At 45.8% G+C, this 14,331-nt stretch carries 16 protein-coding genes; 14 read left to right on the top strand and 2 right to left on the bottom strand.

The annotated features are described in order from the left end of the window. Window positions 1–210 precede the first annotated feature (210 nt). Window positions 211–432, bottom strand: a complete 222-nt coding sequence (locus A9237_RS05435) for a hypothetical protein (protein WP_032802582.1) — start codon at window positions 430–432, stop codon at window positions 211–213. Between the two features lie 364 nt (window positions 433–796). Here A9237_RS05435 and queA point away from each other — a divergent pair, with 364 nt between their 5' ends. The 5 genes from queA (at window position 797) to secF (ending at window position 6,540) form a co-directional block, all read left to right on the top strand. Next, window positions 797–1,849 (top strand): tRNA preQ1(34) S-adenosylmethionine ribosyltransferase-isomerase QueA, encoded by a 1,053-nt coding sequence (gene queA / locus A9237_RS05425; RefSeq protein ID WP_078607812.1) that lies wholly within the window; start codon window positions 797–799, stop codon window positions 1,847–1,849. 207 nt (window positions 1,850–2,056) lie between these two features. Continuing rightward, complete coding sequence (tgt, locus tag A9237_RS05420; RefSeq protein WP_009705571.1) at window positions 2,057–3,193, top strand: tRNA guanosine(34) transglycosylase Tgt; 1,137 nt, start codon at window positions 2,057–2,059, stop codon at window positions 3,191–3,193. A 177-nt stretch (window positions 3,194–3,370) separates the two neighbouring features. Then, window positions 3,371–3,700 carry a preprotein translocase subunit YajC gene (yajC, locus tag A9237_RS05415; RefSeq protein ID WP_005424903.1) on the top strand — a complete coding sequence of 110 codons (330 nt, stop codon included), beginning with the start codon at window positions 3,371–3,373 and terminating at the stop codon, window positions 3,698–3,700. A 21-nt stretch (window positions 3,701–3,721) separates the two neighbouring features. Beyond that, a complete protein-coding gene (gene secD / locus A9237_RS05410; RefSeq protein WP_078607811.1) occupies window positions 3,722–5,578 on the top strand; it encodes a protein translocase subunit SecD in 1,857 nt (618 codons plus the stop codon). A 14-nt stretch (window positions 5,579–5,592) separates the two neighbouring features. Beyond that, the gene (gene secF, locus A9237_RS05405; protein ID WP_005440322.1) at window positions 5,593–6,540 is read left to right on the top strand and encodes a protein translocase subunit SecF; all 948 of its coding nucleotides are present in this window, start codon (window positions 5,593–5,595) and stop codon (window positions 6,538–6,540) included. 180 nt (window positions 6,541–6,720) lie between these two features. Here secF and suhB read toward each other — a convergent pair whose 3' ends face one another. Continuing rightward, window positions 6,721–7,524 carry an inositol-1-monophosphatase gene (suhB, locus tag A9237_RS05400; RefSeq protein ID WP_005440321.1) on the bottom strand — a complete coding sequence of 268 codons (804 nt, stop codon included), beginning with the start codon at window positions 7,522–7,524 and terminating at the stop codon, window positions 6,721–6,723. Window positions 7,525–7,755: 231 nt separating this feature from the next. Here suhB and trmJ point away from each other — a divergent pair, with 231 nt between their 5' ends. The 9 genes from trmJ (at window position 7,756) to iscX (ending at window position 14,204) form a co-directional block, all read left to right on the top strand. Then, window positions 7,756–8,475 carry a tRNA (cytosine(32)/uridine(32)-2'-O)-methyltransferase TrmJ gene (gene trmJ / locus A9237_RS05395; protein WP_009705573.1) on the top strand — a complete coding sequence of 240 codons (720 nt, stop codon included), beginning with the start codon at window positions 7,756–7,758 and terminating at the stop codon, window positions 8,473–8,475. A 125-nt stretch (window positions 8,476–8,600) separates the two neighbouring features. Continuing rightward, window positions 8,601–9,107 (top strand): Fe-S cluster assembly transcriptional regulator IscR, encoded by a 507-nt coding sequence (gene iscR, locus A9237_RS05390; protein ID WP_027726597.1) that lies wholly within the window; start codon window positions 8,601–8,603, stop codon window positions 9,105–9,107. Window positions 9,108–9,135: 28 nt separating this feature from the next. Next, on the top strand, window positions 9,136–10,350 hold the full coding sequence (locus tag A9237_RS05385) for an IscS subfamily cysteine desulfurase (RefSeq protein WP_009705575.1): 1,215 nt from the start codon (window positions 9,136–9,138) through the stop codon (window positions 10,348–10,350). Window positions 10,351–10,387: 37 nt separating this feature from the next. Continuing rightward, window positions 10,388–10,771, top strand: a complete 384-nt coding sequence (iscU, locus tag A9237_RS05380) for a Fe-S cluster assembly scaffold IscU (protein WP_005424883.1) — start codon at window positions 10,388–10,390, stop codon at window positions 10,769–10,771. A 72-nt stretch (window positions 10,772–10,843) separates the two neighbouring features. After that, window positions 10,844–11,167 carry an iron-sulfur cluster assembly protein IscA gene (gene iscA, locus A9237_RS05375; protein WP_005440317.1) on the top strand — a complete coding sequence of 108 codons (324 nt, stop codon included), beginning with the start codon at window positions 10,844–10,846 and terminating at the stop codon, window positions 11,165–11,167. A 55-nt stretch (window positions 11,168–11,222) separates the two neighbouring features. After that, complete coding sequence (hscB, locus tag A9237_RS05370; RefSeq protein ID WP_009705577.1) at window positions 11,223–11,738, top strand: co-chaperone HscB; 516 nt, start codon at window positions 11,223–11,225, stop codon at window positions 11,736–11,738. A gap of 21 nt (window positions 11,739–11,759) precedes the next feature. Continuing rightward, window positions 11,760–13,613 carry a Fe-S protein assembly chaperone HscA gene (hscA, locus tag A9237_RS05365; RefSeq protein ID WP_005440313.1) on the top strand — a complete coding sequence of 618 codons (1,854 nt, stop codon included), beginning with the start codon at window positions 11,760–11,762 and terminating at the stop codon, window positions 13,611–13,613. A 13-nt stretch (window positions 13,614–13,626) separates the two neighbouring features. Then, entirely contained in the window at window positions 13,627–13,965 is a 339-nt protein-coding gene (gene fdx / locus A9237_RS05360) for an ISC system 2Fe-2S type ferredoxin (protein ID WP_005424889.1), read from the top strand. 44 nt (window positions 13,966–14,009) lie between these two features. Continuing rightward, window positions 14,010–14,204, top strand: coding sequence for a Fe-S cluster assembly protein IscX (iscX, locus tag A9237_RS05355; RefSeq protein WP_009705578.1), 195 nt, complete (start codon window positions 14,010–14,012; stop codon window positions 14,202–14,204). Window positions 14,205–14,331: the final 127 nt, after the last annotated feature.

Genomic DNA, 14,331 nt, shown 5'->3' with positions numbered 1-14,331 from the left:
TTCTCTTAAATATAGAGAATATTTTGCTGTATATCTGGGAGCTAACTCGTTTTTCACTAATAAAATAAAACGATTAGATGGAGATCAATCAGAGGTGAAAATGAACTGGTGTTTTCCATAATTCCAGCTACTCATTTTGGGGAGTTGAGGATGTAAGCGCTATCATAAATAACCAAAGCTAAGGCGTTAAAACCTTAGCTTTGGTTACTCTTAACGTTGCTTAAAATGCACACAGATAAGACCATAAGCTTTCGCGTCTACACATCGGCCGATATAGCTTTTATCAGGAAGGTTGACCGCACATAAACGAGGGACCTGCTTTAAGTCACACGCTTGTTGCATCGCAGTGATTTTCTGGTGGTTAGAGTTTGCGAGTGTACCGGAAGAAAACACGAGTACGGCAGCACTTAACGCCATAGTTAACATCTTCATACTTACCTCAATAAATGTTCAAAGAGCAAATGCTCCCCTTCACTATAGTCTATGGTACTTGCTATTGATGAGTTTGTTTTTAGCGGAGGGCAAGAGAGCGTTGAGTTAGCTTTGGCTATATTTCTGACTGACCGAGTTGAATGCGTTGCACAAATTTGGACATTAAACTCCGCTACTTTTCTTATATGTATCGATTCAGCGCTTTTCACGTTTTATTACACTCTTAGTGAAAGCTTTTACAGTCAATCGAAGGGGATTTGCTTGCTATTGCAGCATGTAAACATATACTAGTCTGCTGCGAAAAACTCGTCGCAATTTTATCGTCGTCTTTGACGTGATTTGACCAATAGATAAGACAAGTAACATGCAAGTATCAGATTTCCATTTCGACCTTCCAGATGAACTCATCGCTCGCTACCCTCAACCAGAGCGTACCGCTAGCCGACTGCTGCAAATGGACGGCAATACTGGTGAACTTATTGATGGCACGTTTACCGATGTGCTGGAGCAAGTTCAAGCCGGTGACCTAGTGGTTTTCAACAATACTCGCGTTATTCCTGCGCGTTTGTTTGGTCGTAAAGAATCAGGCGGTAAGCTAGAAGTGCTGGTGGAGCGCATGCTCGACGAGAAAAGCATTCTGGCACACGTTCGTTGTTCTAAATCGCCAAAACCAGGCACAACGATCTTGGTTGGTGAAAACGATGAATACTCAGCGCAAATGGTCGCTCGTCACGACGCACTGTTTGAACTGAAATTTAATTCTGATAAGACGGTACTCGAGATTCTGGAAGAAATTGGTCACATGCCACTTCCTCCATACATCGACCGACCAGATGAAGACGCGGATAAAGAGCGTTACCAAACGGTTTATAACCAAAAGCCAGGTGCGGTTGCAGCACCAACGGCGGGCCTTCACTTTGATGATGTTCTACTTGAGAAAATCAAAGCGAAAGGTGCTGAGTTTGCGTACGTCACTCTGCACGTAGGTGCAGGTACGTTCCAACCAGTTAAAGTGGATGATATCAACGATCACCACATGCACGCAGAATACGTTGAAGTACCACAAGACGTAGTGGATGCGATTAACGCAACTAAGGCGCGCGGTGGTCGCATCATCGCTGTAGGTACAACGTCTGTTCGCTCACTAGAAAGTGCAGCGCAAGACGCGCTAAAGAAAGGCACAGAACTGGTTCCATTCTTTGGCGATACTGAAATCTTTATCTACCCTGGTTACGAGTATCAGCTGGTGGATTGCTTGATCACCAACTTCCACTTACCTGAATCAACACTGATTATGTTGGTAAGTGCGTTTGCAGGTTACGAGAACACCATGAATGCTTACAAGCACGCGGTGGAAAACAAATACCGCTTCTTCTCGTACGGTGATTCAATGTTTATTAAAAAGAAGACCGCATAATGTTTTACCCCCTCTCTAGCCCTCCTCTCAAAAAAGAGGGAGGCTAGGAGGGGGAGAAAACTAACGATTTACGAGTGCTAGCAGTAAGCTAGGAAATAAAGCGGAATCTCTGCTTTGTCTCTCGCACGGAAAAGCGACCGCTCCTTAAAATAGGGTTTACCACCCTGGATACATAGTCAGACTGTTTCTCTGACACCCGGAGGCATCGTGAAATTAAAATTCGATCTTAAGAAGAAAAACGGCAATGCGCGTCGTGGTCAACTGACCTTCGAACGTGGCACTGTTCAAACTCCTGCGTTCATGCCAGTAGGTACTTACGGTACTGTTAAAGGCATGACACCAGAAGAAGTGAAAGGTACTGGCGCAGAAATCTTGCTAGGTAACACTTTCCACCTATGGCTACGTCCAGGTCAAGAAGTGATGAAAATGCACGGTGACCTGCACGATTTCATGAACTGGCACGGTCCTATTCTTACCGATTCAGGCGGTTTCCAAGTATTCAGCCTAGGCAAAATGCGTAAGATCACTGAGAAAGGTGTTCACTTCCGTAGCCCTGTAAACGGCGACAAGATTTTCATGGACGCTGAAAAGTCGATGGAAATCCAAAAAGACCTTGGTTCTGACATCGTAATGATCTTCGACGAGTGTACGCCATACCCAGCGACACACAACGAAGCGAAAAAATCGATGGAAATGTCACTACGATGGGCACAACGCTCACGTGATCACTTCGATAAGCTAGAAAACCCGAACAACCTATTTGGTATCGTTCAAGGTGGTGTTTACGAAGATCTACGTGATGTGTCTATCAAAGGTCTGACAGAAATCGGCTTTGATGGTTATGCAGTTGGTGGTCTTGCAGTAGGCGAACCGAAAGAAGACATGCACCGTATTCTTGAGCACACATGCCCACAGCTTCCAGAAGACAAGCCTCGTTACCTAATGGGTGTAGGCAAACCGGAAGATTTGGTTGAAGGTGTTCGTCGTGGTATCGACATGTTTGACTGTGTAATGCCAACGCGTAACGCGCGTAATGGTCACCTGTTTGTGACTGGTGGTGTGATCAAGATCCGTAATGCGAAACATAAAACGGATACAACTCCGCTAGATCCGCATTGTGACTGTTACACTTGTCAGCACTACAGCAAATCGTACCTTCACCACCTAGAGCGTTGTAACGAAATCCTAGGTGCTCGTCTGAACACTATCCACAACCTGCGCTACTACCAGCGCCTGATGGAAAGCATTCGTAAGGCGATTGATGAAGATCGTTTCGATGAGTTCGTTACTGAGTTCTATGAGCGTCGTGGTCGTGAAGTACCACCGCTGGCAAAAGAGCAGTAATTGACAGATTAAAAGAATTAAAGCCTTTGGCATGTTGCCAGAGGCTTTTGCTAATAAAGTAGGCTAACGTACGTTATTTTTGAGAAGGTGATCTCTATTACTCACTCTCAAACTTGAATCTAAATTACGAAAGCCCAACTTGTTGGATTATCAATAAAATATAATGAGGATGTTTTAATGTTTATTTCTCAAGCTCACGCAGCAGCAGAAGGCGCACCAGCAGGCGGCGGTTTTGAAATGCTAATCATGCTAGGCATGTTCGCGGTGATCTTCTACTTCATGATCTACCGCCCACAATCTAAGCGTGTTAAAGAACACAAGAACCTAATGTCTTCTATGGGCAAAGGTGATGAAGTTCTAACAAGCGGCGGTCTAGTGGGTAAAATCACTAAGATTGCTGAAGACAACGATTTCATTTCAATTGAGCTAAACGCAAACAATGAAGTTGTAATCAAGAAAGACTTCGTAACTGCAGTGCTACCAAAAGGTACGCTGAAGTCTCTATAAAACAGCTAAAGGATCCTCGCTGTGCTAAACCGTTATCCATTATGGAAGTACTTGATGGTATTTTTTGCCATCATCACCGCTGCGTTGTACGCACTTCCAAATATCTACGGTGAAGATCCGGCTATTCAAGTTACAGGGGCGCGTGGCGCCTCTGTAGATATGTCAACGCTGGATGCTGTCACCAAAGCTCTTGATAAAGAGCAACTCTCTCATAAATCCATTGCTCTCGAGAATGGATCAATCCTTGTTCGTTTCAATGACACTGACACTCAAATCAGTGCCCGCGATATCATCAGCGAAGCGCTTGGCCAAGATAAAATTGTTGCACTAAACCTTGCTCCTGCTACGCCTGATTGGCTAGAAGCAATCGGTGCGTCGCCACTTAAACTGGGTCTTGACCTACGTGGTGGTGTTCACTTCCTAATGGAAGTCGACATGGACGCGGCGATGGAGAAGTTGGTTGGTCAACAAGAAGAAGCTTTCCGTAGCGAACTTCGTGAAGCTAAGATCCGTTACCGTGCAATCCGTCCTTCTGGTACAGAAGGTGTGGAAGTATTGCTACGTAATGAGGAGCAACTAGCGGAAGCGAAAGCAACGCTAGAAAAGAATCACCCAGACATGAACTTTGTCGACTCTGATTCTAATGGTCGTTACGCGTTGATTGCCACCTTTACCGAGCAACGTTTACAAGAGATACGTAACTACGCAGTTGAACAAAACATCACGATTCTTCGTAACCGTGTAAACGAACTGGGTGTTGCTGAGCCATTGGTTCAACGTCAAGGTGCTAGCCGCATCGTAGTTGAACTACCTGGTGTTCAAGACACAGCTCGTGCGAAGGAAATTCTAGGTGCTACGGCAACACTAGAGTTCCGCGAAGTTGACGATAAAGCTGACCTGTCAGCGGCGGCAAATGGTCGCGCGCCAGCAGGTAGCGAAATCAAGATGGACCGTGATGGTCGCCCAGTTGTGCTTAAGAAGCGCGTTATTCTTGGTGGTCAAAGCATCACGGATGCAAGCTCAAGTGTTGATGAATATGGTCGTCCACAAGTTAACATCTCGCTAGACAGCGAAGGTGGTAACAAAATGTCTGCGTTCTCTAAGAAGAACATCGGTAAGCTGATGGCTACCGTATTTGCAGAATTCAAAGACAGTGGTCGTCGTACGCCTGAAGGCAAAGTTATCCTTGATAAGCACGAAGAAGTCATCAACCAAGCAACGATTCAATCGGCTCTTGGTCGTAACTTCCGTATCACAGGTATCGACTCTGCTGCAGAAGCGCACAACCTAGCACTTCTACTACGTGCTGGTGCACTGATCGCACCTATCTCTATCGTTGAAGAACGTACCATTGGTCCATCAATGGGTCAGCAAAACATCGATATGGGTATCCAAGCGTGTATCTGGGGTATGGTTGCGGTAATGCTGTTTACGCTGCTTTACTACCGTGGCTTCGGTCTGATTGCAAATATCGCGTTGATGGCAAACTTGGTTCTTATCATTGGTGTTATGTCGATGATTCCAGGCGCTACCATGACGCTGCCAGGTATTGCCGGTATTGTATTAACCGTCGGTATGGCGGTCGATGCGAACGTGCTGATATTTGAGCGTATCCGTGAAGAACTTCGAGATGGACGCAGTCCACAGCAAGCGATTCACCAAGGTTACGCGAACGCATTCAGTACCATTGCCGATGCGAACATCACAACACTTATCACTGCAATCATTCTATTTGCAGTGGGTACAGGTGCGGTGAAAGGTTTCGCGGTAACACTATCTATCGGTATCTTAACTTCAATGTTCACCGCTATTGTGGGTACACGTTGTATCGTGAACCTGATTTACGGTGGCAAACGCGTTGATAAATTGTCGATCTAAGGCTGGGAATTAATATGTTTCAAATTCTAAAAGCAGAAAACACGATCGGCTTTATGCGTTGGTCGAAAGTCGCGTTCGTATTCTCTATCGTTATGATCGCTGCTTCTATCTTCACGCTATCAACCAAATGGTTGAACTGGGGCCTAGACTTTACTGGCGGTACGCTTATCGAGGTGGGTTTTGAACAACCAGCAAACCTTGAAGAGATTCGTGCAGCGCTAGATTCAAAAGGCTTCGGCGATGCGACGGTACAAAACTTTGGTAGTGCTCGCGATGTAATGGTTCGTCTTCGTCCTCGTGATGATATGTCTGGTGAAACACTAGGTAACCAAATCATTGGTGCAATCAAAGAAGGTACGGGCGAAAGCGTAGAAATGCGTCGTATTGAATTCGTAGGTCCAAACGTTGGTGATGAGCTAACAGAAGCGGGCGGTCTAGCGATTCTTGTATCGCTAATCTGTATCCTGATCTACGTATCGATGCGATTCGAATGGCGTCTAGCGGCTGGTGCGGTAATGGCACTAGCACACGATATCATCATCACGCTGGGTGTCTTCTCACTTATGCAAATCGAAGTTGACCTTACCATCGTAGCGGCGCTACTAACGGTAGTCGGTTACTCGCTCAACGATACCATCGTTGTATTCGACCGGATTCGTGAAAACTTCCGTAAGATGCGTAAGGGTGAACCTTCGGACATCATGGACGCTTCAATCACTCAAACATTGAGCCGTACATTGATTACGTCGGGTACAACCTTGTTCGTAGTAATTGCACTGTTCATGCAGGGTGGTGCGATGATTCACGGCTTCGCAACCGCACTTCTACTTGGTATCACTGTAGGTACTTACTCTTCTATCTACGTAGCATCAGCACTAGCGCTTAAACTGGGTATCCAGAAAGAGCACCTGATGCCACCTCAAGTAGAAAAAGAAGGTGCAGAGTTCGACGAGATGCCATAAGGCAGATTGAGAACCGAAAACAAAAACCGCTGAGCAGTCAGCGGTTTTTTTATGCCTGAAGAAACTTGCTTAAGTGCCGTTTGAACTGGTTAGTGAAATTCAGATATAAAAAAGCCCCGCTCAATGAGCGGGGCTATTCAAAAGTCATCAGCGTGACGGGCTTAGTATGACTTTAGAATCTTACTTAAGGATCGCGCTGTTGCCGTTTTCGCGAACGTGCTTAAGAAGAGATTTCACGCCACGAGCGCTAGAAGCAACAATGTTACCAGACTTCATGTAGTCAGTACCGCCGGCGAAGTCAGTTAGGATTGCGCCAGCTTCACGAGCGATAAGCTCGCCTGCAGCCATTTGCCAAGGTTTTAGACCTAGCTCGAAGTAACCATCTACACGGCCAGCAGCCACGTAACATAGGTCAAGAGCAGAACAACCGCTACGACGGAAGTCAGCACACTCAGTGAATAGAGAACCTACGATCTTGATGTAAGACTCAGAGTGTTGCTTCTGTTTGAATGGGAAACCAGTCGCTAGAACAGTACCGTGTAGGTCTTTAAGTTGAGTAACACGGATACGAGCGTTGTTTAGTTGAGCGCCAGCACCACGTTGTGCAGTGAATAGCTCGTTTTGCATTGGATCGTATACACACGCTACTTCAGTTTTACCCTTGAAGCGAACCGCGATAGATACTGCGAAAGTTGGATAACCTTTTACAAAGTTATTAGTGCCATCCATTGGGTCGATGATCCATTGTACGTCTTTATCTTTACCTTCGATAAGACCAGCTTCTTCAGAAACGATACAGTGCTCTGGGTAAGAGTGCTTGATAGTATCGATGATGATAGCTTCTGCTTCTTTGTCTACGTTAGTAACAAAGTCATTAGTGCCTTTTAGCGTAGATTCAATTTTATCTGTGTTTTCTAATGATTTAGCAATATGATTGCCTGCTTTTCGCGCAGCGCGAATAGCAATGTTTAGCATTGGATGCATACGAATTTCCCAACGGATGTTAAAGAACAATTTAAAGCGGCGGCGAGTATACCAGAGTCAAGGGAAAAGGGAAGTGGTTATTTTTTGTTCGCAAGAAGCGTTCGCCGTGATATCTCTCTCGCTAGAGAAGAAAACAATTGATGAGAATGCGAATAGAAACCTGCTTCACCCTAGGGTGTGTAAAAAAATTATGGTAACATCCTCCGGTTTTAATTTAGGTAGCAAATACAGATGTTGGATCAAGTAAAAATCGTACTCGTCGGAACTTCTCATTCAGGCAACATTGGCTCCGCTGCACGAGCAATGAAAGTTATGGGTTTAAGCCAACTTGTATTAGTTGATCCACAATGTGAAGTGGATGAGCAAACACTTGCTCTTGCCGCTGGAGCTGGTGACATTGCACAAAATGCAGCCGTAGTAAGTACGCTTGAAGAAGCCATTGAAGATTGCGGTCTTGTGGTCGGTTCAAGTGCTCGCTCACGCACACTTGAGTGGCCAATGCTTGAGCCTCGTGAATGTGGTGAAAAGTTCGCTATTGAAGGCCAAAAGCACCCTGTAGCGTTGGTATTTGGCCGTGAAAGAACTGGCCTAACTAACGATGAATTGCAGAAGTGCCACTACCATGTTTGTATCCCTGCTAACCCTGAATACAGCTCGCTAAACTTGGCGATGGCGGTTCAAACCTTGAGTTATGAAGTGCGCGTTGCACATCTCAACTTGGAGCAAAGCCAATACACACCAAGTGAGCCTGAAGAATATCCACGTCATAAAGAGCTAGAAATGTTCTTTGAACACCTTGAAAAGGTGATGGTGGAGACCCAATTTATTAACAAAGAACAGCCAGGTCAGGTGATGAACAAGCTACGCCGCTTGTACTCAAGAGCAAGACCAGAGGCGCAAGAGTTGAACATTTTACGCGGTGTTTTGACTGCGATTGAAAAGAAACTCTGAACAAATAATAACCACTTTAGGTGTAAGGATGAATACCTGACTAAATTAGTCAAATAAATACTTGACCAAAATAGTCAGGTATGGGAATATCCTTGTCATTACAAACCATGTGGATACGGTGTGGAATGAAACTTACATCTAAAGGAAGATATGCGGTGACAGCCATGCTGGACGTGGCACTGCACTCGCAACAAAACCCAGTCCCTCTAGCTGATATTTCAGAGCGTCAGGGTATCTCGCTCTCTTACTTAGAGCAGCTCTTTTCAAAACTGCGTAAAGCAGGTCTTGTAGCCAGCGTTCGTGGCCCAGGTGGTGGTTACCGCCTAGGAGCAGAGGCGCATAGTATCGCGATCGGCACAGTGATCGCAGCGGTTGATGAGTCAGTTGATGCAACTAAATGCCAAGGTAAAGGAGATTGCCAAGGCGGTACACGTTGCCTAACTCACACCCTATGGCGTGACCTAAGCTCTCGCATTAGTGACTTCTTGAATAACATTACGCTCGGTGAGCTAATGACAGACAACGAAGTCTTACAAATTTCTGATCGTCAGGACATTGATCTGGCGGTAACTCATGGGTTATCAAACAAAAATACAACCGCCGCGCCCATCGGTGTAAACGTCCGCTCTTAGCGGTCTGCATTTTACATTGGAGTAGAGAATGAAACTGCCGATTTATCTTGATTATTCCGCTACATGTCCAGTAGATCCACGTGTTGCTGAAAAAATGGTTCAGTACATGACAATGGATGGCACATTTGGCAACCCAGCTTCGCGTTCGCACCGTTACGGCTGGCAGGCAGAAGAAGCTGTAGATACTGCTCGTGAGCAAATTGCTGACCTTCTAAATGCAGATCCACGCGAAATCGTATTTACATCAGGTGCGACTGAGTCTGACAACCTTGCGATTAAAGGTGCTGCTCATTTTTACTCTAAGAAGGGTAAACACGTAATCACTTGTAAAACAGAGCACAAAGCCGTTCTTGACCCATGCCGCCAACTAGAGCGCGAAGGCTTTGAAGTGACTTACCTAGAGCCAGAATCAAACGGTCTGATTGACCTAAACAAACTTCAAGCAGCAATGCGTGAAGACACTGTTTTGGTTTCAATCATGCACGTTAACAACGAGATTGGTGTGATCCAAGACATCACCGCAATCGGCGAACTATGTCGCGAACGTAAGATTGTGTTCCATGTGGATGCTGCACAGTCTGCGGGCAAACTGCCAATCGACGTTCAAGAAATGAAAGTTGACCTTATTTCACTGTCTGCGCACAAAGCTTACGGCCCTAAAGGAATCGGTGCACTTTACGTTCGTCGTAAACCTCGTATCCGTCTTGAAGCGCAAATGCACGGTGGCGGTCATGAGCGTGGCTTCCGCTCTGGTACACTTCCAACTCACCAAATCGTGGGTATGGGTGAAGCGTTCCGTGTAGCAAAAGAAGACATGCAAAAAGATTACGATCACGCACTAGCACTTCGTAACCGTCTTCTAGATGGCGTTAAAGATCTTGAAGCAGTAACGGTAAACGGTGACCTAGAACAGCGTGTTCCACACAACCTAAACGTGAGCTTTGCATTCGTAGAAGGCGAATCTCTACTGATGTCACTAAAAGACCTAGCAGTATCTTCTGGTAGTGCTTGTACATCAGCGAGCCTAGAGCCATCTTACGTTCTTCGTGCACTTGGTCTAGACGACGAATTAGCACACAGCTCAGTACGTTTCTCATTTGGTCGTTTCACGACTGAAGCAGAAATTGATTACGCAATTGAACAAATCCGCGTTGCAGTGACTAAGCTACGCGACATGTCTCCTCTATGGGATATGTACAAGGAAGGGGTTGATCTGAGCACTGTTGAATGGGCTCACCATTAATCTCACGGACTGAATAGAGGATTCGAGGTAATTTATCATGGCATACAGCGAAAAAGTAATTGATCACTACGAGAACCCACGTAACGTTGGTTCGTTCGATAAAGAAGACCCATCAGTAGGCAGCGGCATGGTTGGCGCGCCAGCTTGTGGTGACGTTATGAAGCTTCAAATCAAAGTGACGCCAGAAGGCATCATTGAAGACGCGAAATTCAAAACATACGGTTGTGGTAGTGCAATCGCTTCAAGCTCACTCGTAACTGAGTGGGTAAAAGGCAAGTCTATTGACGAAGCGGCATCTATCAAAAACTCTGAGATTGCAGAAGAGCTAGAACTTCCACCAGTGAAAGTTCACTGCTCAATCCTAGCGGAAGACGCAATCAAAGCAGCGGTTGCTGACTACAAGAAAAAACACCAGGAATAAATATTCCGTATATAATGGGAGCCCTTAAACGCTCCCATTCCAAAACGTAATTTAGACAGACTAAGGTGCAGTATGGCCATCACAATGACAGAATCAGCGGCGAGTCGCGTAAAAGCATTCCTAGATAACCGAGGCAAAGGTATCGGTTTGCGTCTTGGAGTGAAGACGACAGGCTGTTCCGGCATGGCTTACGTTCTTGAGTTTGTGGATGATCTAAACGAAGAAGACGAAGTTTTTGAACTGTCTGAAGTGAAAATCATCATTGATAAGAAAAGCTTGGTATACCTTGATGGTACTGAGTTAGATTACGTTAAGGAAGGGTTGAATGAAGGTTTTGAATTCAACAACCCTAACGCAAAAAGTGAATGTGGTTGTGGTGAAAGCTTCAACGTCTAATTGACTGTCCTTCTGGGCAAACGAGTCCAGAAGGCTTTACTAGGACCCGATCTTAATGAATCACTTTGAATTATTTGGGCTACCAAGTCAGTTTCAGCTGGATGGTAGCCTTCTTTCTTCTCAGTTCCGAGAACTACAAAAACGCTTCCACCCAGATAACTTTGCTACTGCCTCAGAGCGCGACCGTTTGATGGCTGTTCAAAAAGCAGCGCAAATCAACGATGCATATCAAGTGCTTAAGCATCCTATCTCTCGCGCTGAATACATTCTGGCAGAAAACGGCACAGAAATTCGTGGTGAGCAACAAACCATGCAAGACCCAATGTTCCTAATGGAGCAAATGGAACTGCGTGAAGAACTGGAAGACATTGCTGGCAGCTCTGATCCTGAATCAGCGCTTTTTGACTTCGACTCTAAGGTCAGCAAAATGTACAAACAGCATTTGGCGAGTGTAGAGCAAGAACTTGACCAAGGTCTTTGGGCTGAAGCCGCTGACCGAGTTCGTAAACTCAAATTCATTGCCAAGCTAAAAAACGAAATTGAACTGGTTGAAGACAAGCTCCTCGGCTAGTTAGCGCGACAAGGACCCATCATGGCACTACTTCAAATCGCAGAACCGGGCCAAAGCTCGGCACCTCATGAGCATAAGCTAGCAGCGGGTATCGACTTAGGTACCACCAACTCTTTGGTTGCTTCTGTACGCAGTGGCGACGCGACCACGCTGAAAGACGAGCAAGGCCGTAGCATTTTGCCGTCAGTAGTGAACTACACGCAAGATTCAGCGTCAGTTGGTTACGATGCCAAAGCAAAAGCAGAGCTAGAACCAGCAAACACTATTATCTCGGTAAAACGTCTGATCGGCCGTTCACTGAAAGACATTCAAGCTCGCTACCCATCTTTGCCTTACCAATTTAAAGAAAGCGACAACGGTCTGCCTATTCTGCAAACCGCTCAAGGTGACAAAAACCCGATTGAAGTGTCTGCCGACATTCTTAAAGCGTTAGGTAAACGTGCTGAAGATACGCTAGGTGGTGAGTTAGCTGGCGTGGTTATCACCGTTCCTGCTTACTTTGATGACGCTCAACGTGCTGGTACAAAAGATGCAGCGAAATTGGCTGGTCTTCATGTACTGCGTCTGCTTAACGAACCGACAGCTGCAGCGATCGCTTACGGGCTAGACTCTGGTCAAGAGGGCGTGATTGCGGTTTATGATTTAGGTGGCGGTACGTTCGATATCTCTATCCTACGTTTGTCGAAAGGCGTATTTGAAGTATTAGCAACCGGTGGCGACTCTGCACTAGGCGGTGATGATTTTGACCACCTACTCGCAGATTACCTAATGGAGCAAGCGGGACTAGAAGCGCCGCTTTCTGCTGAGAAAAACCGCGCATTATTGAACATTGCAACGGCGACGAAGATTGCTTTCTCTGAGCAAGACAGTGTTGATGTGGATGTATTTGGCTGGAAAGGTTCAGTGACTCGCGAGCAGTTCGAAGATCTGATTCGTCCGCTAGTGAAGAAAACCCTGATGTCTTGCCGCCGTGCGCTGAAAGATGCGGATGTAGATGCGGAAGATGTACTTGAAGCGGTCATGGTTGGCGGTTCAACACGCACATTGCTTGTACGTGAAATGGTAGGTGAATTCTTCGGCCGTACACCACTGACAAGCATTAACCCAGATGAAGTTGTTGCAATCGGTGCGGGGATTCAAGCAGATATCCTAGCGGGTAACAAACCTGACTCGGAAATGCTGCTTCTTGACGTAATTCCACTGTCTCTTGGCATCGAAACCATGGGCGGCTTGGTTGAGAAGATTATTCCTCGCAACACCACGATCCCAGTGGCTCGCGCACAAGAATTTACGACGTTCAAAGATGGTCAAACAGCCATGAGCGTGCACACTGTACAAGGTGAGCGTGAAATGGTTGAAGACTGTCGTTCACTGGCTCGCTTCTCATTAAAAGGCATTCCTCCTATGGCTGCGGGTGCAGCACACATTCGTGTGACGTACCAAGTGGATGCCGACGGTCTATTGTCTGTTACGGCAATGGAAAAAAGCACTGGTGTTCAATCTGAGATTCAAGTGAAGCCATCTTACGGCCTAAGTGATGATGAAGTAGCAAATATGCTGCGTGATTCGATGACTTACGCGAAAGAAGACATGCAAGCTCGCGCTTTAGCTGAGCAGCGTGTAGAAGCGGATCGTGTAATTGAAGGTTTGATCGCAGCAATGCAAGCGGATGGCGATGAACTGCTGTCTGAGCAAGAAAAGCAAGATTTAATCAAAGTAATTGAAGCGCTGATTGAACTGCGTAATGGCGAAGATGCCGATGCCATCGAGCAAGGCATTAAAGATACCGACAAAGCAAGCCAAGATTTTGCGTCGCGCCGTATGGATAAATCAATTCGAGCTGCACTGTCAGGTCAGTCAGTTAATGATATATAAGAGATAAGTAGTTATGCCTAAGATTATTGTATTACCGCACGAAGATTTGTGCCCAGAAGGTGCAGTGTTGGAAGCAAACACTGGTGACACTGTTCTAGATGTTGCACTAAAAAACGGTATCGGTATTGAACATGCGTGTGAAAAGTCATGTGCATGTACAACTTGCCACGTGATCATTCGTGAAGGTTTTGACTCATTAGAAGAGAGTGAAGAGCTAGAAGATGACATGCTTGATAAAGCATGGGGTCTAGAGCCTGAGTCTCGTCTTGGTTGTCAGGCTAAAGTTGCAGACGAAGATTTGGTTGTAGAGATTCCAAAATACACACTAAACCACGCGTCAGAAGATCATTAATACTATCTCCCCAATATAGGGGCGAAGCATAAGGAAGATGAGCAATGAAATGGACAGATTCTCGCGACATCGCGATTGAGCTTTGTGACAAGTTTCCAGATGTCGATCCTAAAACCGTGCGTTTTACCGATCTCCACCAATGGATCATGGAATTAGATGAGTTTGACGATGAGCCAAACCGTTCTAATGAAAAGATTCTTGAGGCGGTCATACTGTGCTGGATGGACGAAGCGGATTAATGCTCGATTCGGCGGTAAAACGCAGCAGAGTTAACAATTCTCACTAAAAAAAGCGGACCTTTAGGTCCGTTTTTTTATCAAGTTGACATTTTTACCCTACATAATGCTAACATCCGTTAGTTATCAA

The sequence above is a fragment of the Vibrio owensii genome (genome assembly GCF_002021755.1).
GTDB lineage: Bacteria > Pseudomonadota > Gammaproteobacteria > Enterobacterales > Vibrionaceae > Vibrio > Vibrio owensii.
The sequence above is the reverse complement of the archived record's forward strand: the minus strand, read 5'-3'. Positions and strand labels throughout refer to the sequence as shown.

What these genes read in the sequence shown, in the direction of transcription:
- suhB (WP_005440321.1), bottom strand. Translation starts at nt 7,524, where the DNA reads ATGCATCCAATGCTAAACATTGCTATTCGCGCTGCGCGAAAAGCAGGC.
- hscB (WP_009705577.1), top strand. Translation starts at nt 11,223, where the DNA reads ATGAATCACTTTGAATTATTTGGGCTACCAAGTCAGTTTCAGCTGGAT.
- A9237_RS05435 (WP_032802582.1), bottom strand. Translation starts at nt 432, where the DNA reads ATGAAGATGTTAACTATGGCGTTAAGTGCTGCCGTACTCGTGTTTTCT.
- iscR (WP_027726597.1), top strand. Translation starts at nt 8,601, where the DNA reads ATGAAACTTACATCTAAAGGAAGATATGCGGTGACAGCCATGCTGGAC.
- A9237_RS05385 (WP_009705575.1), top strand. Translation starts at nt 9,136, where the DNA reads ATGAAACTGCCGATTTATCTTGATTATTCCGCTACATGTCCAGTAGAT.
- yajC (WP_005424903.1), top strand. Translation starts at nt 3,371, where the DNA reads ATGTTTATTTCTCAAGCTCACGCAGCAGCAGAAGGCGCACCAGCAGGC.
- iscX (WP_009705578.1), top strand. Translation starts at nt 14,010, where the DNA reads ATGAAATGGACAGATTCTCGCGACATCGCGATTGAGCTTTGTGACAAG.
- fdx (WP_005424889.1), top strand. Translation starts at nt 13,627, where the DNA reads ATGCCTAAGATTATTGTATTACCGCACGAAGATTTGTGCCCAGAAGGT.
- queA (WP_078607812.1), top strand. Translation starts at nt 797, where the DNA reads ATGCAAGTATCAGATTTCCATTTCGACCTTCCAGATGAACTCATCGCT.
- iscU (WP_005424883.1), top strand. Translation starts at nt 10,388, where the DNA reads ATGGCATACAGCGAAAAAGTAATTGATCACTACGAGAACCCACGTAAC.
- hscA (WP_005440313.1), top strand. Translation starts at nt 11,760, where the DNA reads ATGGCACTACTTCAAATCGCAGAACCGGGCCAAAGCTCGGCACCTCAT.
- secF (WP_005440322.1), top strand. Translation starts at nt 5,593, where the DNA reads ATGTTTCAAATTCTAAAAGCAGAAAACACGATCGGCTTTATGCGTTGG.
- iscA (WP_005440317.1), top strand. Translation starts at nt 10,844, where the DNA reads ATGGCCATCACAATGACAGAATCAGCGGCGAGTCGCGTAAAAGCATTC.
- trmJ (WP_009705573.1), top strand. Translation starts at nt 7,756, where the DNA reads ATGTTGGATCAAGTAAAAATCGTACTCGTCGGAACTTCTCATTCAGGC.